Annotated in this window: 26 protein-coding genes; 5 read left to right on the plus strand and 21 right to left on the minus strand. The window is 64.9% G+C overall.

Features of this window, described 5'->3' with window-relative positions; all coding sequences use genetic code 11:
- Positions 1 to 9: 9 nt before the first annotated feature.
- The 8 genes from NE850_RS15470 to flgB all read right to left on the minus strand — a co-directional run bounded on the left by NE850_RS15470 (position 10) and on the right by flgB (position 6,978).
- A complete protein-coding gene (locus NE850_RS15470) occupies positions 10 to 1,164 on the minus strand; it encodes a flagellar basal body P-ring protein FlgI (protein WP_085954216.1) in 1,155 nt (384 codons plus the stop codon).
- A 44-nt stretch (positions 1,165 to 1,208) separates the two neighbouring features.
- The gene (flgH, locus tag NE850_RS15475; protein WP_007179948.1) at positions 1,209 to 1,907 is read right to left on the minus strand and encodes a flagellar basal body L-ring protein FlgH; all 699 of its coding nucleotides are present in this window, start codon (positions 1,905 to 1,907) and stop codon (positions 1,209 to 1,211) included.
- A 118-nt stretch (positions 1,908 to 2,025) separates the two neighbouring features.
- Positions 2,026 to 2,814 carry a flagellar basal-body rod protein FlgG gene (gene flgG, locus NE850_RS15480; protein WP_007179949.1) on the minus strand — a complete coding sequence of 263 codons (789 nt, stop codon included), beginning with the start codon at positions 2,812 to 2,814 and terminating at the stop codon, positions 2,026 to 2,028.
- Positions 2,815 to 2,843: 29 nt separating this feature from the next.
- Entirely contained in the window at positions 2,844 to 3,602 is a 759-nt protein-coding gene (gene flgF, locus NE850_RS15485; RefSeq protein WP_007179950.1) for a flagellar basal-body rod protein FlgF, read from the minus strand.
- A 19-nt stretch (positions 3,603 to 3,621) separates the two neighbouring features.
- A complete protein-coding gene (locus NE850_RS15490) occupies positions 3,622 to 5,133 on the minus strand; it encodes a flagellar hook protein FlgE (RefSeq protein WP_007179951.1) in 1,512 nt (503 codons plus the stop codon).
- 43 nt (positions 5,134 to 5,176) lie between these two features.
- Positions 5,177 to 5,899: a flagellar hook assembly protein FlgD gene (locus NE850_RS15495; protein ID WP_310698903.1), complete on the minus strand. Its 723-nt coding sequence runs from the start codon at positions 5,897 to 5,899 to the stop codon at positions 5,177 to 5,179.
- Positions 5,900 to 5,909: 10 nt separating this feature from the next.
- Positions 5,910 to 6,335 (minus strand): flagellar basal body rod protein FlgC, encoded by a 426-nt coding sequence (gene flgC / locus NE850_RS15500; RefSeq protein WP_007179953.1) that lies wholly within the window; start codon positions 6,333 to 6,335, stop codon positions 5,910 to 5,912.
- Between the two features lie 148 nt (positions 6,336 to 6,483).
- Positions 6,484 to 6,978: a flagellar basal body rod protein FlgB gene (flgB, locus tag NE850_RS15505; protein ID WP_165187203.1), complete on the minus strand. Its 495-nt coding sequence runs from the start codon at positions 6,976 to 6,978 to the stop codon at positions 6,484 to 6,486.
- A 217-nt stretch (positions 6,979 to 7,195) separates the two neighbouring features.
- On the opposite strand from flgB, the gene flgA reads away from it, so the two are divergent.
- The 5 genes from flgA to NE850_RS15530 all read left to right on the plus strand — a co-directional run bounded on the left by flgA (position 7,196) and on the right by NE850_RS15530 (position 10,707).
- Positions 7,196 to 8,710 (plus strand): flagellar basal body P-ring formation chaperone FlgA, encoded by a 1,515-nt coding sequence (flgA, locus tag NE850_RS15510; RefSeq protein ID WP_310698904.1) that lies wholly within the window; start codon positions 7,196 to 7,198, stop codon positions 8,708 to 8,710.
- A gap of 210 nt (positions 8,711 to 8,920) precedes the next feature.
- Positions 8,921 to 9,274, plus strand: a complete 354-nt coding sequence (gene flgM, locus NE850_RS15515; RefSeq protein WP_007179956.1) for a flagellar biosynthesis anti-sigma factor FlgM — start codon at positions 8,921 to 8,923, stop codon at positions 9,272 to 9,274.
- Between the two features lie 94 nt (positions 9,275 to 9,368).
- A complete protein-coding gene (locus NE850_RS15520) occupies positions 9,369 to 9,815 on the plus strand; it encodes a flagella synthesis protein FlgN (protein WP_007179957.1) in 447 nt (148 codons plus the stop codon).
- Between the two features lie 302 nt (positions 9,816 to 10,117).
- Positions 10,118 to 10,300 (plus strand): type II toxin-antitoxin system HicA family toxin, encoded by a 183-nt coding sequence (locus NE850_RS15525; protein WP_007179958.1) that lies wholly within the window; start codon positions 10,118 to 10,120, stop codon positions 10,298 to 10,300.
- Positions 10,297 to 10,707: a type II toxin-antitoxin system HicB family antitoxin gene (locus NE850_RS15530; protein WP_007179959.1), complete on the plus strand. Its 411-nt coding sequence runs from the start codon at positions 10,297 to 10,299 to the stop codon at positions 10,705 to 10,707. Before NE850_RS15525 ends, NE850_RS15530 begins: the two co-directional genes overlap by 4 nt.
- Before the next feature lie 68 nt (positions 10,708 to 10,775).
- On the opposite strand, the gene NE850_RS15535 is transcribed toward NE850_RS15530, so the two are convergent.
- The 13 genes from NE850_RS15535 to NE850_RS15595 all read right to left on the minus strand — a co-directional run bounded on the left by NE850_RS15535 (position 10,776) and on the right by NE850_RS15595 (position 26,362).
- Positions 10,776 to 11,510 carry an RNA polymerase sigma factor FliA gene (locus NE850_RS15535; RefSeq protein ID WP_007179960.1) on the minus strand — a complete coding sequence of 245 codons (735 nt, stop codon included), beginning with the start codon at positions 11,508 to 11,510 and terminating at the stop codon, positions 10,776 to 10,778.
- 28 nt (positions 11,511 to 11,538) lie between these two features.
- On the minus strand, positions 11,539 to 12,408 hold the full coding sequence (locus NE850_RS15540; RefSeq protein WP_007179961.1) for an AAA family ATPase: 870 nt from the start codon (positions 12,406 to 12,408) through the stop codon (positions 11,539 to 11,541).
- Entirely contained in the window at positions 12,401 to 14,353 is a 1,953-nt protein-coding gene (gene flhF, locus NE850_RS15545) for a flagellar biosynthesis protein FlhF (RefSeq protein WP_007179962.1), read from the minus strand. Before flhF ends, NE850_RS15540 begins: the two co-directional genes overlap by 8 nt.
- A 333-nt stretch (positions 14,354 to 14,686) precedes the next feature.
- Positions 14,687 to 16,789, minus strand: a complete 2,103-nt coding sequence (flhA, locus tag NE850_RS15550) for a flagellar biosynthesis protein FlhA (RefSeq protein ID WP_007179963.1) — start codon at positions 16,787 to 16,789, stop codon at positions 14,687 to 14,689.
- Positions 16,786 to 18,006 (minus strand): flagellar biosynthesis protein FlhB, encoded by a 1,221-nt coding sequence (gene flhB, locus NE850_RS15555; RefSeq protein ID WP_007179964.1) that lies wholly within the window; start codon positions 18,004 to 18,006, stop codon positions 16,786 to 16,788. The genes flhA and flhB overlap by 4 nt, the downstream gene beginning before the upstream one ends.
- A 162-nt stretch (positions 18,007 to 18,168) precedes the next feature.
- Complete coding sequence (locus tag NE850_RS15560) at positions 18,169 to 19,464, minus strand: DUF3443 domain-containing protein (protein WP_007179965.1); 1,296 nt, start codon at positions 19,462 to 19,464, stop codon at positions 18,169 to 18,171.
- Between the two features lie 15 nt (positions 19,465 to 19,479).
- On the minus strand, positions 19,480 to 20,025 hold the full coding sequence (locus NE850_RS15565) for a DUF2844 domain-containing protein (protein WP_007179966.1): 546 nt from the start codon (positions 20,023 to 20,025) through the stop codon (positions 19,480 to 19,482).
- A gap of 299 nt (positions 20,026 to 20,324) precedes the next feature.
- Positions 20,325 to 21,035: a protein phosphatase CheZ gene (gene cheZ, locus NE850_RS15570; protein WP_007179967.1), complete on the minus strand. Its 711-nt coding sequence runs from the start codon at positions 21,033 to 21,035 to the stop codon at positions 20,325 to 20,327.
- A gap of 1 nt (position 21,036) precedes the next feature.
- A complete protein-coding gene (gene cheY, locus NE850_RS15575) occupies positions 21,037 to 21,432 on the minus strand; it encodes a chemotaxis response regulator CheY (RefSeq protein ID WP_007179968.1) in 396 nt (131 codons plus the stop codon).
- 75 nt (positions 21,433 to 21,507) lie between these two features.
- Positions 21,508 to 22,596: a chemotaxis response regulator protein-glutamate methylesterase gene (locus tag NE850_RS15580; RefSeq protein WP_007179969.1), complete on the minus strand. Its 1,089-nt coding sequence runs from the start codon at positions 22,594 to 22,596 to the stop codon at positions 21,508 to 21,510.
- A gap of 5 nt (positions 22,597 to 22,601) precedes the next feature.
- Positions 22,602 to 23,354, minus strand: a complete 753-nt coding sequence (cheD, locus tag NE850_RS15585; RefSeq protein WP_007179970.1) for a chemoreceptor glutamine deamidase CheD — start codon at positions 23,352 to 23,354, stop codon at positions 22,602 to 22,604.
- Entirely contained in the window at positions 23,351 to 24,301 is a 951-nt protein-coding gene (locus NE850_RS15590) for a CheR family methyltransferase (protein ID WP_007179971.1), read from the minus strand. Before NE850_RS15590 ends, cheD begins: the two co-directional genes overlap by 4 nt.
- Before the next feature lie 204 nt (positions 24,302 to 24,505).
- Positions 24,506 to 26,362 carry a methyl-accepting chemotaxis protein gene (locus NE850_RS15595; protein WP_007179972.1) on the minus strand — a complete coding sequence of 619 codons (1,857 nt, stop codon included), beginning with the start codon at positions 26,360 to 26,362 and terminating at the stop codon, positions 24,506 to 24,508.
- Positions 26,363 to 26,366 lie beyond the last annotated feature (4 nt).

The following is a 26,366-nucleotide window of genomic DNA, read 5'->3' on the forward strand; positions in this document are numbered from 1 at the left end:
GTGTCTTCCTTAGATGATTTCCAGGTCGGCGCGCAAAGCGCCCGCCGCTTTCATCGCCTGCAGGATCGACATCAGATCCGCGGGCGTCGCACCCAATGCATTGAGCGCCTTCACCACCTCGGCGAGATTGGCGCCGGCGGTCACCAGCTTCAGTGCGCCGTTGTCCTGCTTCATCTGGATCTGCGACTGCTTGGCCACCACCGTCTGGCCGTTGGAGAACGCACCCGGCTGGCTCACCACCGGCTGCGTATTGATCACGACCGAGAGGTTGCCGTGCGCCACCGCGCAGTTCTGCAGCGTGACCATCTGATTCATCACGATCGAGCCGGTGCGCGCGTTCAGGATCACCTTCGCGGCGGCTTGCGCCGGCTTGACGTCGAGGTTCTGCAATTGCGCCATGAAGGCGACCTGCTGTTCCGGATCGCTCGGCGCGTGCAGCTGGATCGTGCGGCCGTCGAGCGCGGTCGCCGTACCGCTGCCGAACGCATTGTTCACGGCGGCCACCACGCGCTGCGTGGTGTCGTAGTCCATGTCGTTCAGGTCGAGCTGCATCGTGCCGGCTTGCGACACCGAAGTCGGCACCGCGCGCTCGACGATCGCGCCGCCGGCAATGCGCCCAGCGGCCAGCGTGTTCACCTGCACCTTGCTGCCGTTCGCGCTGGCGCCCGCGCCGCCGACGGCGAGATTGCCCTGGCCGAGCGCATACACCTGGCCGTCGGCGCCCTTCAGCGGCGTGAGCAGCAGCGTGCCGCCGCGCAAGCTCTTGGCATTGCCGAGCGAGGACACCGTCACGTCGATCGCTTCGCCGGGACGTGCAAACGGCGGCAACACCGCCGTCACCATCACCGCCGCGACGTTCTTCAACTGGATGTTCGACAGCGACGACTGCTGGTTGGTCGAGCCCGCCGCCTGATTGTTGATCGAGATGCCGAGGTTCGCCAGCATGTTGGCGAGTGTCTGCGTGGTGAACGGCGTCTGCGTGGTCTGGTCGCCCGTGCCGTCGAGTCCGACGACGAGGCCGTAGCCGATCAGCGGATTGTCGCGCACGCCCTGAATCTGCACGAGATCCTTCAGACGCTCGGCGTGCGCCGGCGTCGCCACCGGCAACGCCGCGCAAGCGAGCGCGAGCAGCGCCGCGGCACGGCCGAGCTGAACGAATCGCATAAAGCGGTTAAGGCGGCCGGAGCGAAAGAAGACGGTACGCATGATCACCACGGCGACACGTTGAGGAAGAAGCGCTGCAACCAGCCCATGTTTTCGGCTTCGTTGAGATAGCCCTTCGCGGAGTATTCGATCTTCGCGTCGGCCACCTGGGTCGAGTAGACGGCGTTCAGGTTGGAGATCGTGTTCGGATTCACCACGCCGGAAAAGCGCACGAATTCATCGCCCTGGTTGATCAGCATCTGCTTTTCGCCGCTCACCATCAGGTTGCCGTTCGGCAGCACGCCCGTCACCGTCACGGTGATCGTGCCGTTAAACGTATTCGACGCGTTCGCGCCGCCGGTGCCGCTGAACACATTGGCGCCCGTGGCGCTCAGATTGGTCTTGCCGAACAGGCCACCAAGGAAACCCGCCGTCGGCACGTTGAAGTTGGTGTTGCCCGAGCGGTTCGCGTTGGCGCCCGAGGACTTCGTTGCGTTGACGTTTTCCTGAATCACGATGGTCAGGATGTCGCCGACATTGCGCGGGCGCTGGTCTTCGAACAACGGCCGGCCTGCGTAACCGGGGTTGAAGATCGAGCCCGGCGACTGCGCTTGCGGCGGCATCGGCGGCAGCGCCGTCATCGGCTGCTGCGTGATCGGCTGCTTGGGCACGAGGCCGCAGCCACCCAGGGCCGCGAGCAGCGTGAGCTGCACGAGCGCCTGCGCGGTGCGCGAATGAACCGGATTGCGAGTGAAGTGCGACATCTTGATTACTGCCTTTCGAGAAAACGCCGGGCCGCCCCAGGTTTTCGCGCCCGCCCTCGGGGGGACGGGCGCGAAGCGGCAGGGTGGCGGGCGCTATTCATTTCCAGTCCCTTGAGCCTTAAACCTGCATCTGGCTCAGGGTCTGCAGCATCTGGTCGGAGGTCGTCACGGCCTTGCTGTTGATTTCGTAAGCGCGCTGCGTCTGGATCATGTTCACCAGTTCCTGCACCACGTTCACGTTCGATGCTTCCACGTACCCCTGATTCAGCGTGCCGGCACCGTTCAGGCCCGGCTGCGCGACGTTCGGCGCGCCCGACGAAGCGGTCTCCGCGAACAGGTTTTCACCCTTCGCGTCGAGGCCGGCCGGGTTGATGAAAGTCGCGACCTGCATGGAGCCGAGCTGCTGGCTGTTGGTCGAACCGGCAACGGTGATCGACACCACCCCGTCGCTGCCGATGGTGAGCGAGGTCGCGTTGTTCGGGATCGTGATGCCCGGAATCACCTGATAGCCGCTCGAGGTCACGAGCTGGCCTTGCGCGTTGGTCTGGAACGAGCCGTCGCGGGTATAGGCGGTCGTGCCGTCGGGCATCTGCACCTGGAAAAAGCCCTGGCCATTGATCGCGACGTCTTTCGAGTTGCCGGTCTGCTGCAGGTTGCCCTGCGTATACAGACGTTCGGTGGCGACCTGCTGCACCCCCGTGCCGAGCTGGATGCCGGACGGCAGTTCGGTGTTCTGCGTCGAATTCGCGCCCGGCTGGCGGATGGTCTGATACAGCAGATCCTCGAACACCGCGCGCGAGCCCTTGAAACCGTTGGTGCTGACGTTCGCGAGGTTGTTCGAGATCACGTCCATCTGCGCCTGCTGCGCATTCATGCCGGTTGCGGCGATGTAGAGTGAGCGATTCACTATTCTTCTCCAAGGCGCCTGAGCGCCCGTTAGCTAAAGCTGAGCAACTGGTTGGCGGACTGGTCGTTCTTGTCGGCGCTTTCCAGCAGCTTGGTCTGCATCTGGAACTGGCGTGCGTTGGTGATCATCGAGACCATCGCGCTCACCGGATTCACGTTGCTGCCCTCCAGCGACGCCGGCGCCAGCGTGACGGTCTGATCGGCATCGGCGGGGTTGCCGTCGCCGGTACGAAAGAGGCCATCGTCGCCGCGCGTCATGGTTTGCGGATCCGGATTCACCAGCTTCAGCTGATCCACCGTCACCACCGCGGTGGGCGGATCGCCCGGCGTCAGCGCGGACACTGTGCCGTCCTTGCCGATGGTGATCTCCGCGCCCGGCGGCACCGAGACCGGGCCGCCGTTGCCGAGCACCACCTGATTGGTGGCGTTCACCAACTGGCCGTTTTCGTCGATATGCAGATTGCCGGCGCGCGTGTAGGCCTCGCCGCCGTCGGTGGTTTGCACCGCCAGCCAGCCCGGCCCCTGAATCGCCACGTCGAGCGGATTGCCCGTCTGCTGGATCGGCCCCGGCGTGTAGTCCGCGCCCGGCGTCGACGACAGCACGAAGGTGCGGGTGGTGTTGTCGTTGATCGAACTGCCGTCGCCGAACGACATCGGCACGGCACGGAAAGTCGCCAGTTGCGCGCGAAAACCGGTGGTCGATGCGTTGGCCAGGTTGTTCGCGACGATAGCCTGCTGTTCGAGCGCTTGCGTGCTGCCCGACATCGCGGTGTAGATCAGCCGATCCATGATGGGTGGTCCCGGTCGCTTACAGGTTGATCAGGGTCTGGTCGACCGTCTGCTGGGTCTTGATCGTCTGCGCATTCGCCTGATAGTTGCGCTGCGCGGTGATCAGGTCCACCAGTTCGCTCGTCAGATCGACGTTCGAGTTCTCCACCGCGCCGCCTTGCAGTACGCCGTGATTGGTCGAGCCCGGAGCCGAAATCTGCGCGACGCCGGATTGCGAGGTCTGCTGGAATTCGTTGTTGCCGAGGTTCACGAGACCGTTCTGGTTCGAGAAGTTCGCCAGCACGATCTGGCCGAGCGCCGCGGTTTGCTGGTTCGAATAGTTGCCGGTCAGCGTGCCGTCGGCGCCGATCGTGAAGCTCGTCAGCGTGCCGGCTGCGTAGCCGTCGGGCTGCAGCGAGTTCACGCCGTCCTTGCCGCCGTACTGCGTCGTGCCGGCGATGTTCAGCGTCAGATTCTGCGGCGTCGACGAACCGTCGGTGGTCGGGATCTGGAAGTTGTAGGCGAACGGCGTGGTGGTCGCGGTGCCGGCTGCGTCCGTCGTGCCGAGCAGCGTGCCCGACGAATTGAAGTTCGCGTGGCCGATCAGTTGCGCCGTGCCCGTCGAAGTGCCTGCATACACGTTCCATGTGCCGGCCGAGGTCTTGGCAAAGTACATGTTGACCGTCTGCGAGCCGCCGAGCGAGTCGTAGACCGTCGTGCTGGTCGAGTAGTTGTAGGTCGACGAGCTGTTCTGGTTGAATGCCACGGGCGTCGGCGCGATCGCGACGCTGTCGCCAGTAGCCGGCGTGCCGTTGAACGTGATGGTCTGGCCGTTCCCCAGCGAGATCGCCGTGCCCGCCGTGTACGTCGCGGCAGCGGACGTCGTGCCGAGCGTGGTGTCGGTGACCGTGTAGGTTGTCGGGGTCGTAAAGTTGACGGTGTAGCTGTCGTTGTTCGTGCCCGAAGCCGTGTTCGTGATGGTCGCGCCGGGCGTCGTGAGCGTGCTGCCCGTGACGAGCGTCGGCGTCACGGCCGGCGTGCCGAGCATCAGCGGATCCTGCGCATTCAGGTTCAGGCCGGCGACGATCTTGGTGGTCGCTTGCGGCGCGATGTTCGCGGTCGGCACGGTGAGCGGCACGGTTTGCGCGGTGTTGATGATGCCCGAACTGTTCGCGGCGTAGCCCATCAGTTGCAGGCCTTGCGCGTTGGTGATGAAGCCGTTCTTGTCGAGCTGGAACACGCCGTTGCGCGAGTACACCAGCGAGCCGTTGTTCGACAGCTGGAAGAAGCCATTGCCGTTGATCGCGACGTCGAGCGCCTGGTTGGTGCTCGTGATCGTGCCTTGCGAGAACTGCTGCTGCACGTCGGCGAGCTTCGTGCCGATGCCGATCTGGTTGCCCACCGCCGTCGCCACCGAATTGGCGTACATGTCGGCGAACTGCGCAGCGCCGCTCTTGAAGCCAACCGTGTTCGCGTTGGCAATGTTGTTGCCGATCACATCGAGATCGCTCGACGATGCCGACAAACCGCTCAAACCTTGTTGGTAACCCATGACGGTCTCCGTATCTGGAAAGTCGTGACTGACTGAATCTGAATCAGAGGATGGCGGCGACGCTGGTCAAACCGACCGTCGAGCCGTTCGACAACACGAGGCCCGGCGTGCCGTTGGCCTGCATGACGACGCTTTGCACCGTTGCGCCCGTAAGCGTGGTGGCCGTGGCCTGCTGGCCGTTGATCGTGCCGACCGCGCTGATCGTGTACGTGCCGTCGGGCAGCGCGTTGCCGGCCGAGTCGGTCGGCGTCCAGCCCACCGGAATCGTGCCCGCCGACTGCTTGCCGAGGTCGAGCGTGCTGACGATCTGGCCCGACGAGTTCTTCACCACCACCTGCAGGTCGCCCACCGAGTTGGCGAGCTGCACGCCGAACGCGCCGGCCTTGCCGCTCGCGACCGACACCGAACTGCCCGGCGCGAGCACGGTCGAGCCGATCAGCAGCGCGGCTTGCGACTGCTGGCCCGCCGACATCTGCGTGGCGAGCGAGGTGAGCGTCGTGTTCAACTGGCTGATGCCCGAGACCGTGTTGATCTGCGCCAGCTGCGAGGTCATCTGCGAGCTGTCCATCGGATTGGTCGGATCCTGGTTCTTCAACTGCGCGACGAGCAGTTGCAGGAAGGTGTTCTGCAGATCGGTCGCCGACGTGCCCGAGGTGCTGCCCGTCGAGCTCGTGGAGCTCGACGCACTGTTCGTGCCGTTCATCGTATCGAGCAGCGTTTGCGACACGTTCGTGCCATTGCTGCCGATGGAGGTGTTGGTGGTCAAGGAGCTCTCCTCAGGTTCCGATCGTGAGCGTTTTCAACATCAGGGTCTTGGCGGTGTTCAGGGTCTCGACGTTGGCCTGGTACGAGCGCGAGGCCGAAATCATGTTGACCATTTCCTGCACCGGATCGACGTTCGGCAACGTGACGTAGCCGTCCGCATTCGCGGCCGGATTGCCGGGGTCGTAGGCGGTCTTCATCGGCGTGGGGTCGTCGACCACGCCGGTGACCTGCACGCCGCCGACCTGCTGGCCGGAAGCCGTGCGCGCGCCGCCCAGCGGGCTGACCGCGAACACGACCTGCTTGGCCTTGTAAGGCTGGCCGTCCGGGCCGGTCGTGCTGTCCGCGTTGGCGAGATTCGACGCCGTCACGTTGAGCCGCTGCGACTGGGCGGACATCGCGGAGCCTGCGACACCAAAAATGTTCATTAAAGATGGCATGTTTTCCTGACTTCTCCTGTGTCGGCCGGAGTTAGCGCTTCAGCGCTTACTCCGGTCCCATGCAACGCAGTTGCACGGGTTGAGCCGGCTTCACGTTAATCCCGTAGCGATTGTTCCTGCGTACTGCCGAGTCTGTCGCCGTGGCTTCTTACGAGCCCGACTGGATCGCCGACAGCATCGTTTTGATCTGGCTGGACAACACCGTCATGCCCGATTCGAAGTGCAGCGTGTTGTCCGCGAACTGCACCCGCTCGGTGTCGATGTCGACTGTGTTGCCGTCGAGCGCGGGTTGCGTCGGCACGCGGTATTGCAGATTGCCGTAGTCGTCGGACGTGCCGCCGGTCGGCGTCAGCGTCGACTTGCCGGCCATATGGCCCGGCGCGGTCGATACCATCGACATGCCGCTCGTCACGCCCGCGGGCTGCGTCATGGCCAGCGGCGAGTTGTTCGACGCAGCGGTTCCGGCGCTGCCGCCGGCCTTCTTCAGCGCACCGGCGAGCGACGAAGCGAAGTCGACGTCGCGCGCCTTGTACCCGGGGGTATCGGCATTGGCGATATTCGACGACAGCAGCTCCTGCCGGTAAGCGCGCACATCGAGCGCTTCACGGCCAAAGGCGAATTCGGCATCGAGTTTGTCCAGCATAAGAATCTCCGGAGAACGTTCCCGAGGCTTCCCATGCGCGCCTCGCATGAGGACTGCGCCAGGCGGGAAGACCTTTTTGCATGAGGTGCATCTTATGGGCCGAACGCAAGCGGCAATCGGACGAATAACCGGGAAAGGGGGCTTCTATTCAACGTTTGCGCAAAGGGGGCGCTCACTAGAATGCAAGGCGTACCGATGCATTCGATGGAGAAACACCATGGACCAGCCCACCTTCGAGCCGACGCACCGCGCAAACCGCGCGGCGGTGCATCGCGTGGGCGCGGGCGCTCATGCCGCACGGCGTGCTTCGCGCGCGGCCTCGCGTCTCCTGACCCGGCTCGTCGTGAGTCTGACGGTGTGGGTCGCCGGCGGCATCGTGCTGCTGCCGGCCAGCAGCCAGGCTCAGGAAGCCGGCGGCCCGATCGTGATTCCCGGTCCCGGCGAAAAAAATCCGGCCGCGCTCGCCGATCTGGCCGAGCACATGCAAGCCGCGCCCGCGAGGCGCACCGGCTCCGCCGCCACGCTGGCGGCCGCCACCGCGCAGTCGCTGACGCCGGGCCAGACGTCCCGCGACGCCGATTCGTTCACGCGTGCCGCCAATGCGAGCGGCTCGATCGTCATTCCGGGCGCGGGCGAACCGCCGGCCGCGCCGCAAATGATCCGCACCAACTTCAAACCCGACGCCAACGGCGTCGTGACGATTCCCGCGCCGGGCAGCGCCAGTCCGACGGACGGTGTCGCCAGAGTCAATGTCGTGCCGGGTTCGCGTCAGGTCGTGCCGGTCGTGGTCACGCCCGCGCCGCAACTCAGCGGCGCACGGCAAGTCACGGGCGTGCGGCCGGTGGCCGCCAACGCGCCGCTCGCGGCTGCGGCCGGGGCGTCCGCGGCGGCGGGCTTCGACAGCCTCGCTTCACGCGGTGAGCCGCCGCAATTTGGCGCGAACGGCAAGCCGGTCGCGCCCACGGTGGTTGCCGCTCCAGTTCCTTCTACGGCCGCTGCGCCCGCTCCGGCCACGATTGCCCGTGCGTCGGCCGCGCGGCCAGTCGCACCCGCAGTCGCGCAGCAGAATCTGCGTCCCGCGACCGTTGCGCAAGCCGCGCCGCTTCCCGGCCAGCAAGATCCCGAGGCGATCCGCAGCGCTGCACTCGCGTTCCTGCAGCAGCAATCCGCCGGCTTGCCCGGCAAGGTCGACATTACCGTGGCGGCGGCTTTTCCGCGCGGTCTCAGCGCTTGCACGACGCTCGAGCCGTTCATGCCGAGCGGCGCGCGCCTGTGGGGCCGCATGACCGTCGGCGTGCGCTGCGCGGGCGAGCGGCCGTGGACGATCTATCTGCAGGCGCGCATCTCGCTGCGCGCCACCTACTATCTGGCCGCCCGCGCAATGGCGCCGGGCGAAGTGCTTACAGCCGCCGACCTCGTCGCACGCGACGGCGACCTGACCGGCTTGCCGCAGGCCATCGTCACGGACCCCTCGCAGGCGGTCGGCTCCGTCACGCTCACGCGTGTCGCCGGCGGCATGCCGCTGCGCCGCGACATGCTGAAAAGCGCGTCGGCGGTGTCGATCGGGCAGACGGTGCGGGTCGTGGCCGCGGGCGAAGGGTTCGCGATCTCGGCGGAAGGCAGCGCGATGAACAACGCGTCGCCGGGCCAGCAGGTGCGGGTCAAGACGGCCAATGGCCAGATCATTTCCGGCATCGTGAAAGACGGCTCGACCGTGGAGATCCAGCTGTGAACCGCCGCGGCGCGCGCGCCATGACGCGGATCCACCCGACCCGCCCGACACCGGCTCGGGCCGCCGCGAAAGGCGCAGCGAATGACACCACCGGCGGGCTCGCCAAGGGGCCGGATCGGCTTGAAAGACAAGGCAAAACCTGGAGCGATTGCGCTAAAGTTTTGATCACCGATTGCCGTTATCAGGATCAAATCGTTCAGGAAGCCCATCGTGAAAGTCGATTCCACAACCAATTCGAATCTGCCGACGTTGAAAGACGCCCTGTCCCGCTCGCAACAAAGCGACGCGACGACCGCGAACAGCAACGCGCAGAGTGCGGGCACAAGCTCGCCGACCACCACCACCGGTTCGGGCGACGCCAGCGTCAGCCTGTCGGGTCTGTCGCAGCATCTGCGCAGCCTCGCGGCGTCCGGCTCGGCCGACATCGACACGGCGCACGTCGAGTCGATCAAGCAGGCCATCAAGGACGGCTCGCTGAAAATCGACTCCGGCAAGATTGCCGACGGCGTGCTGAACACCGCGCGCGAACTGTTGCAAAGCAAAACCTCGTCGACCGGCAACTGATCGACGCATCGAATTACGGTGAAGTGCCGGGCGGCGTTCGACAAACCCGGCTCGCGAATCATGCGCGAGCCGCCGTGTTCAGCGAGTTGTTGAGATGAAAGACGCCCTGCTTGCCACCCTCGTCGAAGAATATTCGGCCGTCGAGGCATTTGCCTCGATTCTGACGCTCGAGACCAAGGCGCTGACCGCCTTGTCGCCGCTGGAACTGCTGCCGCCGATCGTCGAGAAGAAAACCGCCTTGATCGGCGAACTCGCCAGGCTCGAAGCCACGCGCGACGCATTACTTGCGGAGATGGGCTTTCCCGCTGGCTGGTCCGGCATGGAACTCGCGGCCAGCGCCGATGCGCGAGTCGCCGAGCAATGGTCATTGCTGCAGAAGGCCGCCGAACGCGCGCGGCGCTGCAATACCAGCAACGGTGAACTGATCCGCGTGCGGATGGACTACAACCAGCGGGCGCTGACGGCGCTGCAGGTGGCCGTGCCGCAGAAGGCCGGTTTTTATGGTCCGGATGGCCGGATTCCGGCGCGTCCCGCCGTGTAAAGACCGTCACTGGACCTGCGCCTGCACGGCCTGCTTCACATGGTGAATTGAAAGAGGGTTCGTCTTTTGACGAACCCTTTTTTCTTTTCAGCCGCCCACTTCAAGCAAACCTCACTCCTTCTCCCACACGTTAGCCATCCGGCCAGGTGGCGCGGATTGGCCAGCCGCGTTGAAATCACAGCTTCCCCTTACTGAGTCGCTCCGTCGTCCCGAGCGTTTTCAAAACTCTCCGGACGTGCATCGGCGGAGTGCTATCCACTAGCGAGGTTGTGTAATCGTGTGTATGATTCGAGGAGTGCAGAATGAAAAGTGCCGAGGTTATGAAACTCATTCAAGCGGCTGGTTGGCGGCTGATCCGCATATCGGGCAGCCACCATCATTTCCGTCACGCGGCAAGAGCCGGTCTCGTGACCATCCCGCATCCGAACAAAGACCTTCCGCCCGGCACGTTGAACAGCATCTTGAAACAGGCGGGACTGAAATGAAAAACCTGACTTTTCCAATCGCGATTGAACCGGGCAATGCGGATCACGCGTTCGGCGTGATCGTGCCCGACATCCCGGGTTGTTACGCAGCAGGCGATACGCTGGAAGAAGCCTACGCGAACGCGAAAGAAGCCATTGAGGCGCACCTTGATCTGCTGCTCGACGAAGGCTTGCCGATCCCCGCGCGACTCTCGCTGGAGGAGCATCGGAGCAATCCCGACTACGCGGATTTCACATGGGGACTTGTCGCCACCCGGAATATTCCCGCCTTGAAGAAAGCGGTACGTATCAATATCTCGTTGCCCGAGGTGTTGGTTCAGGAAATCGACACTTACGCCCAGGCGCGCGGCATGTCGCGCTCGGCCTTTCTGGCGCTAGCCGCGGAACATGAAATGGCCGATGCGTGAAACGGACGGGTTCAGATCCGCCGTCGGAGCGTTGATTTGCTCCAGCGTTGAAACACTGCACCCGCGCTTCAGGTCGCCTCGGCGTTCGCCCAGGCCATCTCGCGCAAGCGCGTGCGCAAACGGGCCACGGCCTGGCTGTGCAACTGGCACACCCGCGACTCGCTGACTTCCATCACCGCGCCGATTTCGCGCAGGTTCATGCCGCGTTCGTAATACAGCGACATCAGCAGCTTTTCGCGCTCCGGCAGGCGATCGATCGCCTCCACCAGCGCCGAGCGCAGGCTGTCGTCGAGCAGCGCCGACAGCGGGTCCGAATGGTCGACACAGTAGCGGTCGAGGAACGGCTCGTCGTCCGCCGAACGGTCGAAGTCTTCGTAATAGATCAGCTGGCTGCCGTGCAGATCCTGCAGCATCGACTGATACTCGTCGAGCGGCATTTGCAGATGTTCGGCAATCTCCGTTTCGCTCGCCGAACGGCCCAGATTCTGCTCCACCTTGTGCACCGCCGTCTCCACTTCGCGCGAGGTGCGCCGCAAGCTGCGCGGCAACCAGTCGTTGCTGCGCAATTCGTCGAGCATCGCGCCGCGAATCCGCTGGCTCGCATAGGTCTCGAACTGCGCGCCCTGGTCTTCCTTGTAGCGGCTTGCCGCGTCCAGTAGTCCGATCATGCCGGCCTGGATCAGATCGTCGAGATCGACGCTCGCCGGCATCTTGGCAACGAGCTGCAAGCCGAGGCGACGCACGAGCGGTGCGTACTTCGTCAGAACGTCGGCTTGGGAAATCTTTCCCTGAGCGTTATACATCGTGCTCCCCTTGTCCTTGTGCCGCCCTTCAGGCGTGCTGCGCAGACGGTTGGTCGGCGTGTTGCGCCGCTGTAACTGTCGCAGGCGCCATCCACGGCGTTTGCGACGACATCGCTGGCCGCATCGGCCAGTACTGCAATTCGGCGGCGAGATGCCGGAAATCGCGCGCAGCCGGTGTCGACGGAAACGCATCGACGACACAACGCGACAACTCCAGGGCTCGCGCCATCCGCGCATCGGCGGCAACGCAACCGGCGTCTTCCAGCGCCACCGTCAGGTAGCGCCCGGCCACGCCGGCCAGGTTGGCAAAAGCGGTATGCGCGTCGTTTACGCTCTGCACGTAGTTCACCAGCACGCGGAACTGCGCGATCGCGTGCCCGTAATGCAGGCGCTTCATGCACGCGTACGCGTCGGTGATTGCCTGCGCGGCCATGCGCGTCACGATCATCACGTCGTGCGCCTGCTGCGCGAGTGCGGACAGGTGGCCTTGCGGATCGAGTTGCGCGTCGATCAGCACGACGTCGGCCGAACCACGCAACACCACGCCGAATTCCGCGGCAGTGTGACCTTCGCGGTTCAGACGCGAGGCGGCCAGCACCGAGATACCGAGCGGGTGCCGCGCGGCGGCGTCGTCGAGCGTCATCTCACCGCGCATCACGGCGGAGAAATTGCCCGCGCCGCGCACACCGCCGAGCATCGCGCTCACCGACTTTTCGCCGAGGCACTCGTCGATCACCAGCACGTCCTTGCCCTGCTGCGCCAGCGCCGCGGCAAGGTTCACCACCGTCGTCGTACAGCCGGCGCCGGCCGAGCCGCCCGTCACCGCAATCACGCGCGAGCCGCTGCGAGCCAACATCCGCCGCAGTCCTTCTGCCTGATCGGAGATGAGCTTATCCAAAGCGAACCTCGTGCAATTCGGCCGTGGAACGCGCGGACAACGCGGACAACAATCCCGGAATGTCGTCGTCGTGCGGCACGAACGGCGAGTTGTCGCGCGGTATGCAGAAGGTGCTCTTGATCAGGAATTTGCGGGTCGCGACGTACAGGTTCTCCGGCACCTTCTGACCGGTCGACACGTAATGCACCGGCAGCTTGTAGCGGATCACCGTATCGAGCACGCCGCCGAGATTGGTGGCTTCGTCGAGCTTGGTGAGAATGCAGCCGGCGAGCGGCTGCTGGTCCGGCGCGCGCTGATAGGCCTGCACGACTTCGTTGAGCGTGTCGCCGTGGCTCGTTGCGTTGAGCAGCAACAGGCGCTGCACCGGCTGACCGGCGTGGCACAGCATCGCGATCTGGTCGGAAACGAGGCGGTCGCGCTGGCTCATGCCGATCGTGTCGATCAGCACGATGTGCTTGTTGCGCAGTTCGGAGAGCGCGAGTTGCAGGTCGGCGCCGTCTTTCACCGCATGCACCGAGACGCCGAGAATCTTGCCGAAGATGCGCAGTTGTTCGTGGCCGCCGATGCGGTAGCTGTCGGTGGTGAGCAGCGCGACCTTGCTGGCGCCGAAGCGCATCACGCAGCGCGCGGCCAGCTTGGCGGTAGTCGTCGTCTTGCCGACGCCTGTCGGGCCCATCAGCGCGAATACGCCGCCGCGCTCCATCAGCGCGTCTTCGTCCTCCATCACCGGCAGATTCGATTCGAGTACCGAGCGGACCCAATCCATACCGCCTTCCATGCTCTCGACATCGTCGGGCAGGTTGTCGACCATCATCTGCACGAGCTGCGCGGAGAAGCCGGCGGCAAACAGATGCTTGGTGAGGGCGGCGCGCGCCGGGTTGCGGCGCTGACGCTCGCCCCACAGCAAGCCGGCGAAGTGTTCTTCCATCATCCCGCGCATCGACGACAGTTCGCTCATCACGGTGTCGTTGACGACCTGCTCCATGCGCGTCTTGATCGCTTCGGCGACCGAGGCGGGCGTGCGGGCGTCCTCGCTCGATGACGACTGCGGTGTGTTTTTCTGCGCGGCGCGGCGCGCGGCAGCTTGCGCGCCTTCGCGCGCCCAGTCGGGCGCGTCGACGGCTTGCGGCGCGGCGGCGTTGCCGGGTTCGACGGCGGCGCCGAGACCCCTGGCCATCGCGGCGGCCGGTGTCATCGCGGCGGGGCGCGCGCTGTATGCGCCTTGTTGCTGTTGCTCGGCGGCAATGCGGCGCGCGTGGTCGATCAGCCAGGGGTTCGATTCGGCCATCGTGCGCGGCGTCTGCGCGTCGGCAGCCGATGCTCCAGGTGCGGCCGGCACGCCGGCGGCTTTGAGGAGATCGGCGCGAATATCTTCGGTGAGACGCGAGGCTGCGGCACGGGCGCTCGGGCGATCGAGGCTGACCGGTTGCGACGGCGCCCCCGTGGCTGCCTTGACCGGTGTGCCGGGCAACGTGGCCTTCGGCGCGCTCGCGGCCGGCTTCATGACGGCAGCCGGTGCGTCGCTCGCGTCGTCGTCGGCGTGGCTGGAATGGGCGTTCGAATGGGTGCTGGTGTTGAAAGCGCCGTTGCCCGGATTCTCCGCACCGGCTTCCGGGCTTGCGCCGAACACCGACGAGAACACATCGGGCATGCCGCTCGCATACGGGTTCGTCTGCATCGGTGTTGCGGCCGGCAAAGCGCGCGGTGCCGCAAGCGCGGGCTGTCCGCCCGTGACATTCATCGGCCCAGCCTGCGCCGCACCGGCGCTTGCGCGCGGGATCTTCGGCGTGATGGCGGCGAGGTCGCTGTCGGCCAGCGCGACGATCTCGACGCTGCCGTCGTCCATCGTGCGATTGGAGAGCACGACGGCATCCGCGCCCAACGCTTCGCGCACGAGACGCAGCGCATCACGACTGGTAGCGCCGACAAATTTACGAATGTTCAAGCTGGACCCCCGATGAGGTAAACGGACTAACGGACCGGCAACACACCGCTTCCCATTGAGATCATTATTGCGAAACCCGTCGAGTCATGATCGATGGATAAAGACCGTTAAAGGTGGGCAATTCGGGCGATGGAAACGTGTCTGGATTCACGCGCACACTGGTTTGAAACACGCTCTGCGGCTGCGTCCAATGGCGCTTTCGCGGGCACGGCATGTACTCCGCCATCCGCTTGCGGTATGAAAAATCAGGTGCCGAAATGAAAACCGGCGCTCGATGAGCGCCGGCGACAGACATGGGCCGGAAGTGAAGTCGGCCGCCATGAACCAGGTGCGCTAACCGTGCGCACCGATCAAATTCACCACCTTGATATTGCGCGTGTCGGGCACTTCCGCATACGACAGCACCTTCAACTGCGGCAGGCTGCGGCGCAGGAAGCGCGCAAGCATCGGCCGCAAAGCGTGCTGCACCAGCAGCACGGGCGCGAGCCCGAGATTCTGCTGACGCGTCATCGCCTTCTGGGTTTCGTTCAGCAAGGTATGCGCGAGACCTGGTTCGAGACCCGGATTGGAACCGGTCGAGAGCGCCTGTGAGAGCACCCGTTCGAGATTCGAATCGAGGCCCATCACCTGCATGTCGCCGGTGCCCGGGAACCACTGCTGCGTGATCGCGCGACCCAGCGCGAGGCGCACGGCGGCGGTGAGGTCGTGCGCGTCGGTGAGCTTCGGCGTGTGTTCGGAGAGCGCTTCGAGAATCGTGCGCATGTCGCGAATCGGCACGCCTTCTTCCAGCAGGTTTTGCAGCACCTTTTGCAGCGTGGTGAGCGGCAACGACTTCGGCACCAGATCGTCGACCAGCGACGGCGTGTCCTTCTGCATCCGTTCGAGCAGTGCCTGCACTTCCCGGCGGCCGAGCAGTTCCGACGCATGCGTGACCACGAGGTGATTCAGGTGCGTGGCCACCACCGTGCTCGAATCGACCACGGTGTAGCCATAAACCTGGGCCTGTTCGCGCAGATTCGTGTCGATCCAGATGGCCGGCAGGCCGAAGGCGGGATCCTGTGTCGGCGTGCCGGGCAGCGCGGCGGAAACCTGGCCCGGATTGATCGCCAGCCATTGCCCCGGATACGCTTCGCCAACGCCCACCTCCACGCCCTTTAGCGCGATGCGATAGCCGTTCGGCCGCAGTTCCAGGTTGTCGCGGATATGAATGACCGGTGGCAGAAAGCCGATTTCCTGCGCGAACTTCTTGCGGATGCTCTTGATCCGCTTGAGCAGTTCGCCGTCCGAGTTCTTGTCGACGAGCGGAATCAGCCGGTAGCCGACTTCCAGGCCGAGCGTGTCGATCATCGTCACGTCGTCCCAGCTGGCTTCGGTGTTTTCGACCGGCGCCATCGCGGCCGGCGCGACGTCGACGAGCGCCGTGGTGTTCTTGCGATCCTCGGCACGCTTTTTCATGGTGCGGCCCAGCTGGATCAGACCGCCGCCGAGAAGCAGAAACGCGAAATGCGGCATGCCCGGAATCAGGCCCATCAGCACGAGAATGCAGCCGGTGATCACCAGCACGCGCGGATTCGTGAACAACTGGCCGGTAAGCTGCGTGCCGATGTCTTCGTTGGTCGCGACCCGCGAGACGATCACGCCGGCCGCCGTCGAAATCACCAGCGAAGGAATCTGCGCAACGAGGCCGTCACCAATGGTCAACAGCGTGTAGTTCTTGCCCGCGGACGCGAAGTCCATGCCGTGCTGGACCATCCCGACGATCAGGCCACCCACGATGTTGATCACCATGATCAGCAGACCGGCGATCGCGTCGCCGCGCACAAACTTGCTCGCGCCGTCCATCGACCCGTAGAACTCGGCCTCCTGCGAAACTTCGGAGCGGCGCTTGCGGGCCTGTTCCTCGTTGATGAGGCCGGCGTTCAGGTCGGCGTCGATCGCCATCTGCTTGCCGGGCATCGCGTCGAGCGTGAAGCGCGCGGACACTTCCGCGATGCGCCCCGCGCCCTTGGTGATCACCATGAAGTTGATCACCATCAGGATGATGAAGACGACGATACCGACGGCGAAGTTGCCGCCCACGAGGAAGTGGCCGAACGACTCGATCACCTGGCCGGCCGCGTCCGGTCCGGTGTGGCCTTCGAGCAGCACGACCCGCGTGGACGCCACGTTCAGCGAGAGGCGCAGCAAGGTCGAGAACAGCAGCACGCTCGGGAACGCGGCGAAGTCGAGCGGCTTCATCGTGTACATGCTGACGAGCAGCACCATCACGGACAGCGCGATGTTGAAGGTGAACAGCAGATCCAGCAGGAACGGCGGCAACGGCAGAATCATCATGCCGAGGATCATGCAGATCAGCACCGGCCCGGCGAGGGCGCGCAAATTGGTGCCGCTCAAGGCATCCGGCCGTCGAGCGAGGAAACCGGCGCGAGCGTTCATGCGGAGGCTCCTGAAGCGTCGTTATCGGGGTTCATGGCGGGATTGAGCGTGTCGGCGGCTTCCTGATCGGCTTGGTCGTCCGATACGCCGCCCTTGTCGAGTTCGGCGGGCACGTCGAGCTCGGTCGGCGCCATCGGCACGGCGCCGCCTTCGGTTCTGAAGCGTCGCAACTGATACACCCACGCGAGCACCTCGGCGACCGCGCCATACAGCGGGCCCGGAATCTCGCGGTTCAGTTCGACGTTGTGATACAGCGCCCGCGCGAGCGGCGGCGCTTCCAGCAACGGCACGTTGTTTTCGGCGGCGATTTCGCGAATCCGCGCGGCCACCAGGTTCACGCCCTTGGCGACGACTTTCGGCGCGCGCATCTCGCCGTCGGTGTATTGCAGCGCCACCGCAAAGTGCGTCGGGTTGGTCACCACCACGTCGGCCTTGGGCACGTTGGTCATCATGCGGCGGCGGGCAATCGCACGCTGCTGCTGGCGAATCCGGCCTTTGACATGCGGATCGCCTTCGCTTTCGCGGTGTTCGCGCTTCACTTCTTCCTTCGACATGCGCAGTTTCTTGTGGAACTGCCACAGTTGATACGGCACATCCAGCGCGGCGACGACGAACATGCCCGCCACCGTCATGCCGCAGCACACGGCGATCAGATGCACGGTGTTGGCGAGCGCGAGCTGCAACGGCTGGGTCGCCAGCGCGAGAATCTCTTCACGGCGGTTCCAGATCGCCGTACCGCCGATCACGCCCACCACCAGCGTCTTGACGAGCGACAAGCCGAGCTGGATCGGTCCGTTGATCGAAAACATCTTGCCGAGGCCGGCGATCGGATTGAGGCGGTCGAACTTCGGTTCGAGGCCTTTTGACGACAACTGCCAGCCGCCCAGCGCCATCGGCGCGAACAGGGCGGCCGCGCCGGTAAAGGCGAGAATCGGCAGTAGCGCGTAAAGCCCTTCGCGGCTCGCCACGCCCGCGCCGATCAGCATGCGGCGGGTTTCGAAGGCACCGGCATGATCGAACGTGAAGGCCGCGCGCAACATGCCCTGCAAATGTTCACCAATGCTGCCCGACATCCCCCACACGCCGAAGAACCCTGCCGCCAGCAGGGCAAACGTGGACAGCTCCCGCGAACGCACGATCTGCCCTTCCTCGCGCGCCTTCTGCAGGCGCCGGGGCGTGGCTGATTCGGTTTTTTCGAGGTCGCTATCCTCTGCCACAAACGCTCTCCAGTCGGCTGAGGCACGACGCCTCTTTCCAGTGAGAGCGATTATTCCCGCTCGACGCAAGCACCGATCGGCGGATAAGGACGGAGAAAGGGGGGTATTTCGAGGGATGAAAGCGCGGGAAAACCGCCGGGTCAGTTCAGTGCCGCGCCTCGATCAGAAGGCCACGTAAGGCGCCTGACCGCCGTTCAAGGTCTGATCGAAGCCGTAGTAGACGTGCCGGCCGTAGAAGAACGGCAGACCGAGATCGAAGCTGCTGCTGCCGCCGATCTGTCCGGCGAGATCATTGAATGCATAGTTGCCGCCGTTGCCGAACAACGTCGCCGCACTCAGGATGCCGATGCTGGCGGTTGCCTGGTTATTGTTCAATCCGACCAGCGTCACCGACCGGGTTTGCGCTGACGACGGGCAGTAAAAGCCCGCGAAGTTGCTGCCGCACAGCGCGATGGAACTATCGGTAAAGAAGTAGCCGTTCGAGCCCGAATCGAGGAACGCCTGCACCGTCGTGCCGTTGAACACGCTGCTGTTCAGATCGCCGAAGGTGTCGGTGGTGAAGATCTGGACGCCGGTGAGCGCATTGTTCGACTGCGTACCGATGCCGAACACCAGTGTGCCGGTGGCGGAAGACGCGCCGGTGGTCGGCACCGGCGGCATCTGCACGATCACACCGTTGTTGTCGGCCGGGAAATAGACGACCGGATTGGCCACCTGTTGGGCCAGCGGCACCGGCGTGCGGGTACAGGAGACGCCGCCCGGACACGCGAAGTAGTTGCTGTAATTCATGGCGGTTGCCGCGCTCGCGCAAACGCCGCCGCAATCCGTGGGCGACGTGCCGATGCCGAGAATGCCGTTGGCGCCGAGATCGCCAACCGTGTTCTCGGCCGAGCCGCTGCCGCAACCGCGTGTGGGCACCGTGCTGGCGTCCTTGTCGCCGATGATCTGCAGCGGAATCGCCGCCGTCGTTCTTTCACTGCCTATCGCGATGGTCGCGGTGCGCACCGTGCCCCAGGTGAAGCCGTCCGCGAAAGTCGCGCATTCGGCGAGTTGCGCGCCGCTGCCGCTGACGGTACTGACAGGCAACGTATTGAGCAGCGAGGGGTTCAAAGCCGAGTTGACCACGCGCAACCCGAACGAGCCGGTATCGACCTGGATATTGTCGATAGTCTGGCAATTCGAGTTCGATCCGGGCGCGCAGACGGTCACGCTGACCGTCGGAATGTTGACGACCCCGCTCGTGCCCGGACCGACCGTGATCGGCACGGTGTTCGCCGCGGTCGCGGCGATCGGCTGCTGGGTCGGGCTGGCCGGCAGCGAGCCGCCGTTCAGCGTGGTCGACGAATCGTTGGAACTGCCGCCGCCACCGCCGCACGCGACGAGTGCCGACACCAGCGCCACCGCCGCGACGGCCTGCATCCAACCCTTGAACTTCACAGCAATATGCTTGGTTCGCATGTTTCGTCCTCGCTATTACTGGATGTCGGAACCGCTGACGCCGGCGGGCAGCGCGGGCGGCAACCACGCCTGGCCGCTGAACGCGCCCATATGGCCGCCGGAGCGCACCACGAGGCTGCTCTGGTCGACCGCGACGGGGCCACGGCCGCCGCCGCGCGCCGCGCGTGCGGCCTTCACGCCGGCCACATACTGCGGAAAATAGCTGCCGAGCAGATCGTTCAGATCCGGCATTTGCGGGCCGCGCCATGCAATGCCGAAGACGGAACCGTCCGCGGCGAGATATTCGCGGACCATGGTGCCGTTGCCGAGCGCCGTCTCACGCACCGTATAAGAGGAGGAAGCCGAAGCTGAGGAAGCCGCGCTGGACGCGGAACGCATCACGCCCTGGGCCGCGTTGACGGCGCCGCTACCGGGCTGGACGGTGCGGGAAGAAACGGACGCGTCAGAAGGCGGCGTCATGGGGGCGCCGCCCAGTCCCGCACGAGCGGACTGCACGATGATTAACGAACAGGGCAAGGCAAGCGCCGTAACGATGCCGGCGCGGCGTACAAGACTCCACATGACGAAGCTCCTCCCGAGCTGCCGCTCGGCTCGCAAACGTGCGAACCGGCTGCATTTATGCAGATCATACGGCACCGCTGCGGTCACACTCTGGAAACGTTCCCCATCGTGCCACCGGCCGGAGGCTGCGTCCTCCGGAGCGCCGCGCTGCTGCTTGAGCTCGTAGTATGCCTGTGGTTTGTGTCGGTAGACAGCAAGCACGCGCGGGGGCGCAGCTTGCTATGCGTACGGCTTACGGCTGGCACGCGGGCCGCCGGCCCGCGACGTGCCTGCCGTTACGCTGCTGCGCCGCCGGCAGGTCAGAAACCGAGGCTTGCCAGCAGATCGTCGACTTGCGACTGGTCCTGCACCACATCCGCCTTGCCTTCCGGATTGATCTGCGGACCGTTCAGCAGATGTTCGGGGCTGCCGGTCGGCGAGACTTCGGCCGCCAGCGCCGCCGCGTTCGCCGCGAACTGCTCGCGCCGTTCGAGCGCGATGTTCTCGACCAGCACGCCGAGCAGCTGCTGCTCGATCAGGTACACGACGTCCGTGATCTTCTTGATGACCTGGCCCGTCAGATCCTGGAAATCCTGTGCGAGCATGATCTCCATGAGCTGCGCATTGGTCGCGCTTGCCGCCTCCGGCACGCCGCGCAGGAAGGTTCGCGTGTCGTTCATCAACGCGCGCACTTCCTCGCGCTCGATCGGCGCCGCATACCACTGCTCCCAACGCGCGTCGAGTTTGCCCGCGTCGTCCTTCAACTGCTCCTGGAGCGGTTTGGCGACGTCGATCGCGGACAGCACGCGCTCGGCGGCCTGCTCGGTCATATCCGCGATATATTTCAGACGGTCGCGAGCATCGGGCACGGCTTCCGCCGCACGCTCGACATGCTTGTCGAGCCCGAGCTCGCGCATCGAGTCGCGCAGCGTGCGCGTCAGTTGTCCAATGCGGGCGAGGATACGGTCGGACGCGAAGTCGCCGCTCTCGTGGACCGCTTCGGCGCCTTGCGCGTTGGTCGGCAGATTCACATCAGCTCCCGGCTTTGGCCATCTTCTCGAGAATCTTGTTGAGCTTCTCGTCGAGCGTCGCGGCCGTGAACGGCTTGACGACATAACCGCTCGCGCCGGCCTGGGCCGCCGCGATGATGTTTTCCTTCTTCGACTCGGCTGTCACCATCAGCACCGGCAAATGCGTCAGGTTGGCGTCGGCGCGGATTTCCTTGAGCATGGCCAGACCGTCGAGGTTCGGCATGTTCCAGTCGGAAATCACGAAGTCGTACGTGCCCCCGCGCAAACGCGCGAGACCGGCCTGACCGTCTTCCGCCTCGTCGACATTCGAGTAGCCGAGCTCTTTGAGGAGGTTGCGAACGATCCGGCGCATCGTCGGAAAGTCGTCAACAACCAGAATCTTCATTCCCTTATCCATTTCATTCCCTTTGCTTTATCCACGGTGCGGCGCCTGACCGCCTCAAACCGGCGCCTCAAATCCTACTGGCGCGCATCATACCCGCTGCACGCGATCGCCCATCGACGACAAACGCGCCATCACGCGCCGGCTCATTTCCGGCAACGAGGCGATCTCGTCGGCCGCGCCGAGCGCAATCGCTTCGCGCGGCATGCCGAACACGATACAGCTCGCTTCGTCCTGCGCAAGGGTGTATGCCCCTGCTTTCTTCATGTCCAGCAGTCCGGCGGCGCCGTCGCGCCCCATCCCGGTCAGGATCACCCCGACCGCGTTCTTGCCCGCATGCTGCGCGGCCGAACGGAACAGCACATCCACTGACGGACGATGCCGGTTCACCGGCGGTTCGTCCGAAAGGTGAGCAATATAGTTCGCGCCGCTGCGGGCAAGCAACAGGTGAGCGTGGCCGGGCGCGATATACGCATGCCCCGGCAGCACGCGTTCGCCGTGCTCTGCCTCTTTAACGGTAATCCGGCACAAACCATTGAGGCGTTGTGCAAAAGATTTTGTGAAACCCGGCGGCATATGCTGCGCGATCAGCACCGCTGGCGCATCCGGCGGCAGCGGCACCAGCACTTCGCGGATCGCTTCCGTGCCGCCCGTCGACGCACCGACGATAATCAGCTTCTCGGTACTGAGCAGCGGATTATTGAAGAGCGGCGCGGCGCTGACCGGCGCATGCGCGGCATGGGCGGCCGTGTGCTGCACCGGCGCGGCCTGGCGCACGCGCGCACGGGCCGCCGCGCGAATCTTGTCGGCAAGCTTTTCCGAGTAGTCGAGCATGCCGTCGCGAATGCCGACTTTCGGCTTCGTGACGAAGTCGACCGCGCCGAGTTCCAGCGCGCGCAGCGTGATTTCGTTGCCGCGCTCGGTCAGCGACGACACCATCACCACCGGCATCGGCCGCAGGCGCATCAGCTTCTCGAGGAAGTCGAGGCCATCCATGCGCGGCATTTCGACGTCGAGCGTCAGCACGTCCGGATTGTGCTGTTTGATGAGTTCGCGCGCGACCAGCGGGTCGGGTGCGGTCGCCACCACCGTCATGTCCGGCTGGCCATTGATGATTTCCGTCATCAGGCTGCGGATCAGCGCCGAATCGTCGACGCACAGTACCTTGATCTTTTGCACAGCGCTCACGCCTCCTCTGTAGTTCTGGCGTTGTTTGAATTAATCGGGCGCGGGCCGGCACCGAACAGCTCGACCTTCGGGCGGGCGGCGGTGGGCGTCGAAAACAGTTCGACCCTGGGTTTCGACGCGGCCGGCGTCGAGAACAATTCCACCCGTTTGCGCGCCGCGGCGAGCCGCTCGGCACGCGCCTGCGCGCTTTGCCGCATCAGCGCCTGTTCGCGCTCGGCCACGCCCGCTTCCTGCTGCAGGCGCAACTTCTTCACCATCACCTGGCCGGTGCGCGGCATGAAGGCCACCTTGCGCGGGTGCGAACCTTGCAAATCCTCGGCGACGATGCGGATCTTCTCGAGCGCCAGATAGCGGCGCACGAACTCCGAATTGCGGTCGCCGATGTTCATCGTCGTCATGCCGGCGAGCACCGCGCCGCCGCCGAACACCTTGGCTTCGAAGCGCTCGCGCCGGCCACCGGCCTTGATGAGCTCGTTAATCAGCACTTCCATCGCGTACGCACCGTAGCGCATCGAATCCGACGCGGCTTGAGCGACGTCGGCGCCGTCGTCGGGCAACATGAAGTGGTTCATGCCACCGATACCGGCCGTGCGATCCTGAATGCAGGCCGCCACGCAGGAACCGAGCACGGTGACCAGCACCATGTCCTCACTGGTGGTGTAGAACTCGTTCGGCAGCAGCTTCACGCCGGGGCGCTGGAAGTGGTTGTCGTAATACAGATTGGTGGCGATCGGCAGGGCGCTGCTCATACCGTCACCCCATTCGTCGTGTTGCGCGCCGCAGTTGCCGCCGCGCGCGCCGGCGTGCGCACGCCGGCCGCGTCACGCGACAGTTCGTAGACGGTCTGGCCGCGCAGCCTGAACGCCTGCGTGACGTAGGTGAAGTTTTCCGAGTGGCCGGCGAACAGCAGGCCGCCCGACTTCATCAACGGCTCGAAGCGCGCGAGCACTTGCGCCTGTGTCGGCTTGTCGAAATAGATCATCACGTTGCGGCAGAAGATCGCGTCGAATTGCGAGCGCAACTGGTAATCGCGGTCGGTGAGGTTCAGTTGCTGAAAGCGCACCAGCGCGCGCACTTCCGGGCGCACCTTGACCATGCCGGCATGCGCGCCCGTGCCCTTCAGGAAGAAGCGTTTGAGCCGCTCGGGCGAAAGGTGCTTCACCTGGTCGAACTGGTACATGCCGGCTTCGGCCTTGGCCAGCACCTGGGTGTCGATGTCGGTGGCGAGCACCGTGGCCTGACGCGCGCCGCTCTCGCCGAGCGCTTCGATCAGCGTCATCGCGATCGAGTACGGCTCTTCACCGGTCGAAGCCGCCGAGCACCATACCGAAACCGGCTGCGCGCGGCGCGGCACGAATTCGGCAAGAATCGGAAAATGATGCGCTTCGCGGAAGAACGCCGTCAGATTGGTGGTCAGCGCATTGGTGAACGCTTCCCACTCGGCCGGATCGTTTTCCGCTTCCAGCAGATCGAGATACTGCTTGAACGTGTCGAGGCCGCGGGCACGCAGACGGCGCGCCAGACGGCTGTACGCCATATCGCGCTTGTGATCCGACAGCGAAATGCCCGCGCTGCGGTGAATCAGTTCGCGAATGCGGGCGAAATCCGCCGACGTGAATTCGAAATCCCGTCCCTGTTCGCCGGTTCTAACCGTTTCCGCCCGTTCGGGTCGGTGCTGTGCGCGCGTTGCCATCATGAAGATTCCTGCCTGCGATACGAGCCATCCCGCTTTCCGCCCAGGCGATATTCCCGGGAAGAAGGGATTGTGTTCGCGGGGTCGCGCCCGCCCGCGAGTTCTGCCGGCATGCAGTCGGCCCGCGACACGCCGATAAAGCGTGCTTCGAAGATTCGCCCCTCATGGAGCGAGATGCCGAATGACTGCATGTCTTTGTGCCACTTCCTAGAATGTTTCCCAGTCCGTGTCCGGGCCCGCCGCGGCCGCGCTTGCCGCGGCTGGACGTGCTGCGGATTCGGATGCCGCGCGGGCCGTCCTCGGCTTGAGAGCCGGTTCGGCGCGTGCGGCGCCTGCATCGTGATTGCCCGACGCTTGCGCTGTGCTGATTACCGCCGTGCCTGCGGCCGGTTGCGCCGCGCCATTCGTGGAGGCCTGCGGCACGGCTTTGGCAACGGGCTTGCTCTTGCTGCTGCTCGCGCGAGGCTGCGCCGCTTGCGGACGCACCGCCGCGCTGCTGCGCACCGGGCCGCCGGCCACTTTCCAGCCGTTCACCACCGCCTGCAATTGCCGCGTCTGATCTTCGAGCGATGCCGCCGCAGCCGCCGCCTGTTCGACGAGCGCCGCGTTCTGCTGCGTGACTTCGTCCATCTGCACGACCGCGCGATTCACCTGCTCGATGCCGCCCGACTGCTCTTCGGACGCCGCGCTGATTTCGCCCATGATGTCGGTCACGCGGCGCACGGCCTGCACGATCTCGTCCATCGTGGTGCCCGCACGGCCGACCAGCGCCGAGCCGCTTTGCACCTTGTCGACCGAGTCGCCGATCAGTTCCTTGATTTCCTTCGCGGCACTGGCGCTGCGCTGCGCGAGGCTGCGCACTTCGCCGGCCACCACCGCGAAGCCGCGGCCCTGTTCGCCGGCGCGAGCCGCTTCCACCGCCGCGTTCAACGCGAGAATATTGGTCTGGAAGGCAATGCCTTCGATCACGCCGATGATATCGACGACCTTGTTCGAACTGGTCGCGATGTCCTGCATGGTCGTGACGACCTGGCTCACCACGTCGCCGCCGCGCGTGGCGATGTCGGATGCGTTGACGGCCAGCTGGCTCGCCTGACGCGCGTTCTCGGCGTTCTGCCGCACGGTGCCGGTCAACTGCTCCATGCTCGACGCGGTTTCCTGCAGCGAGGCGGCCTGCTGCTCGGTGCGCTGCGAGAGATCCGTGTTGCCCATCGCGATTTCACGCGCGCCGGTGTCGATCGATTCGGTGCTGCTGAGAACCGCCTTCACCATCGTCGACATGTTTTCCTGCATGCGCTTGATACCGGCGAAAAGACGCCCGATTTCATTGCGGCTGAATACCTGGATCGTCTCGGACAGATCGCCTGCGGCAATGCGTTCGAAGCACGCCGTCGCGTCGGCGAGCGGCTGCACGATCAGGCCGCGCAGCGCGAAGCGGATACCCACCACCAGCAGCAGCGCGAGCGCCGTGACGGCGATGATCAGCGTCGTCATCAGCGAGATGTTCGATTGCGCGCTCGCCTGCTGGTCCACGGCGCCTTGCTGCAATTCCTTGATGACCGTCGAAGCCGCGCCGTCATAGGCGATGAACATCGGGCTGATTTTCGTATCGGCGACCGCGTGGTAGGCGGCCATGTCGTTCGCGTTGAGCGCCGCGAACTCCGGGTCGACGCCTTCGCGCATCATGCTCGTACGTTTGGCAAGCACGTCGTCGAGGGCCGCCTTGTCGACACCGGGCTTCGGTGCGTCGAGATAGATCTGCCAGCTCTGGTTGCCCTTTGTCAGCAGTTCCTGCGCGCGGTCGATCGCTTTCTTCGCTTCGTCCGCGTTGCCCGTGGCGGACAGCGTGTTGAAACGGTCCACCGCGAGGCGGGAACGCAGCAGGTACGACGAGGCATCGTCGAGTGCATGAATGGCGACCAGATCGCCCCTTGCGATGCGCTCGAGCGACTGGCTCGCGCCATTCAGCGCGGTCAGTCCGAGCACGCCGACCACCACGGTCAGCGCGACCAGAATGATCCCCACCATCGTCAACGACGTGCGAATCGACCACCTGCTCAGCATTTCG

Source organism: Paraburkholderia sp. USG1 (genome assembly GCF_031570135.1).
Taxonomy (GTDB): Bacteria; Pseudomonadota; Gammaproteobacteria; order Burkholderiales; family Burkholderiaceae; genus Paraburkholderia; species Paraburkholderia dioscoreae.

Coding starts and splice junctions, on each gene's coding strand:
- flgF (WP_007179950.1), bottom strand. CDS start 3,602: ATGGATCGGCTGATCTACACCGCGATGTCGGGCAGCACGCAAGCGCTC.
- cheD (WP_007179970.1), bottom strand. CDS start 23,354: ATGAGCAGCGCCCTGCCGATCGCCACCAATCTGTATTACGACAACCAC.
- cheY (WP_007179968.1), bottom strand. CDS start 21,432: ATGGATAAGGGAATGAAGATTCTGGTTGTTGACGACTTTCCGACGATG.
- NE850_RS15560 (WP_007179965.1), bottom strand. CDS start 19,464: ATGCGAACCAAGCATATTGCTGTGAAGTTCAAGGGTTGGATGCAGGCC.
- NE850_RS15530 (WP_007179959.1), top strand. CDS start 10,297: ATGAAAAACCTGACTTTTCCAATCGCGATTGAACCGGGCAATGCGGAT.
- flgB (WP_165187203.1), bottom strand. CDS start 6,978: ATGCTGGACAAACTCGATGCCGAATTCGCCTTTGGCCGTGAAGCGCTC.
- flgH (WP_007179948.1), bottom strand. CDS start 1,907: ATGTCGCACTTCACTCGCAATCCGGTTCATTCGCGCACCGCGCAGGCG.
- NE850_RS15595 (WP_007179972.1), bottom strand. CDS start 26,362: ATGCTGAGCAGGTGGTCGATTCGCACGTCGTTGACGATGGTGGGGATC.
- NE850_RS15525 (WP_007179958.1), top strand. CDS start 10,118: ATGAAAAGTGCCGAGGTTATGAAACTCATTCAAGCGGCTGGTTGGCGG.
- NE850_RS15565 (WP_007179966.1), bottom strand. CDS start 20,025: ATGTGGAGTCTTGTACGCCGCGCCGGCATCGTTACGGCGCTTGCCTTG.
- NE850_RS15535 (WP_007179960.1), bottom strand. CDS start 11,510: ATGTATAACGCTCAGGGAAAGATTTCCCAAGCCGACGTTCTGACGAAG.
- NE850_RS15470 (WP_085954216.1), bottom strand. CDS start 1,164: ATGCGATTCGTTCAGCTCGGCCGTGCCGCGGCGCTGCTCGCGCTCGCT.
- flhA (WP_007179963.1), bottom strand. CDS start 16,789: ATGAACGCTCGCGCCGGTTTCCTCGCTCGACGGCCGGATGCCTTGAGC.
- flgA (WP_310698904.1), top strand. CDS start 7,196: ATGGACCAGCCCACCTTCGAGCCGACGCACCGCGCAAACCGCGCGGCG.
- NE850_RS15490 (WP_007179951.1), bottom strand. CDS start 5,133: ATGGGTTACCAACAAGGTTTGAGCGGTTTGTCGGCATCGTCGAGCGAT.
- NE850_RS15590 (WP_007179971.1), bottom strand. CDS start 24,301: ATGATGGCAACGCGCGCACAGCACCGACCCGAACGGGCGGAAACGGTT.
- flgC (WP_007179953.1), bottom strand. CDS start 6,335: ATGCCATCTTTAATGAACATTTTTGGTGTCGCAGGCTCCGCGATGTCC.
- NE850_RS15520 (WP_007179957.1), top strand. CDS start 9,369: ATGAAAGACGCCCTGCTTGCCACCCTCGTCGAAGAATATTCGGCCGTC.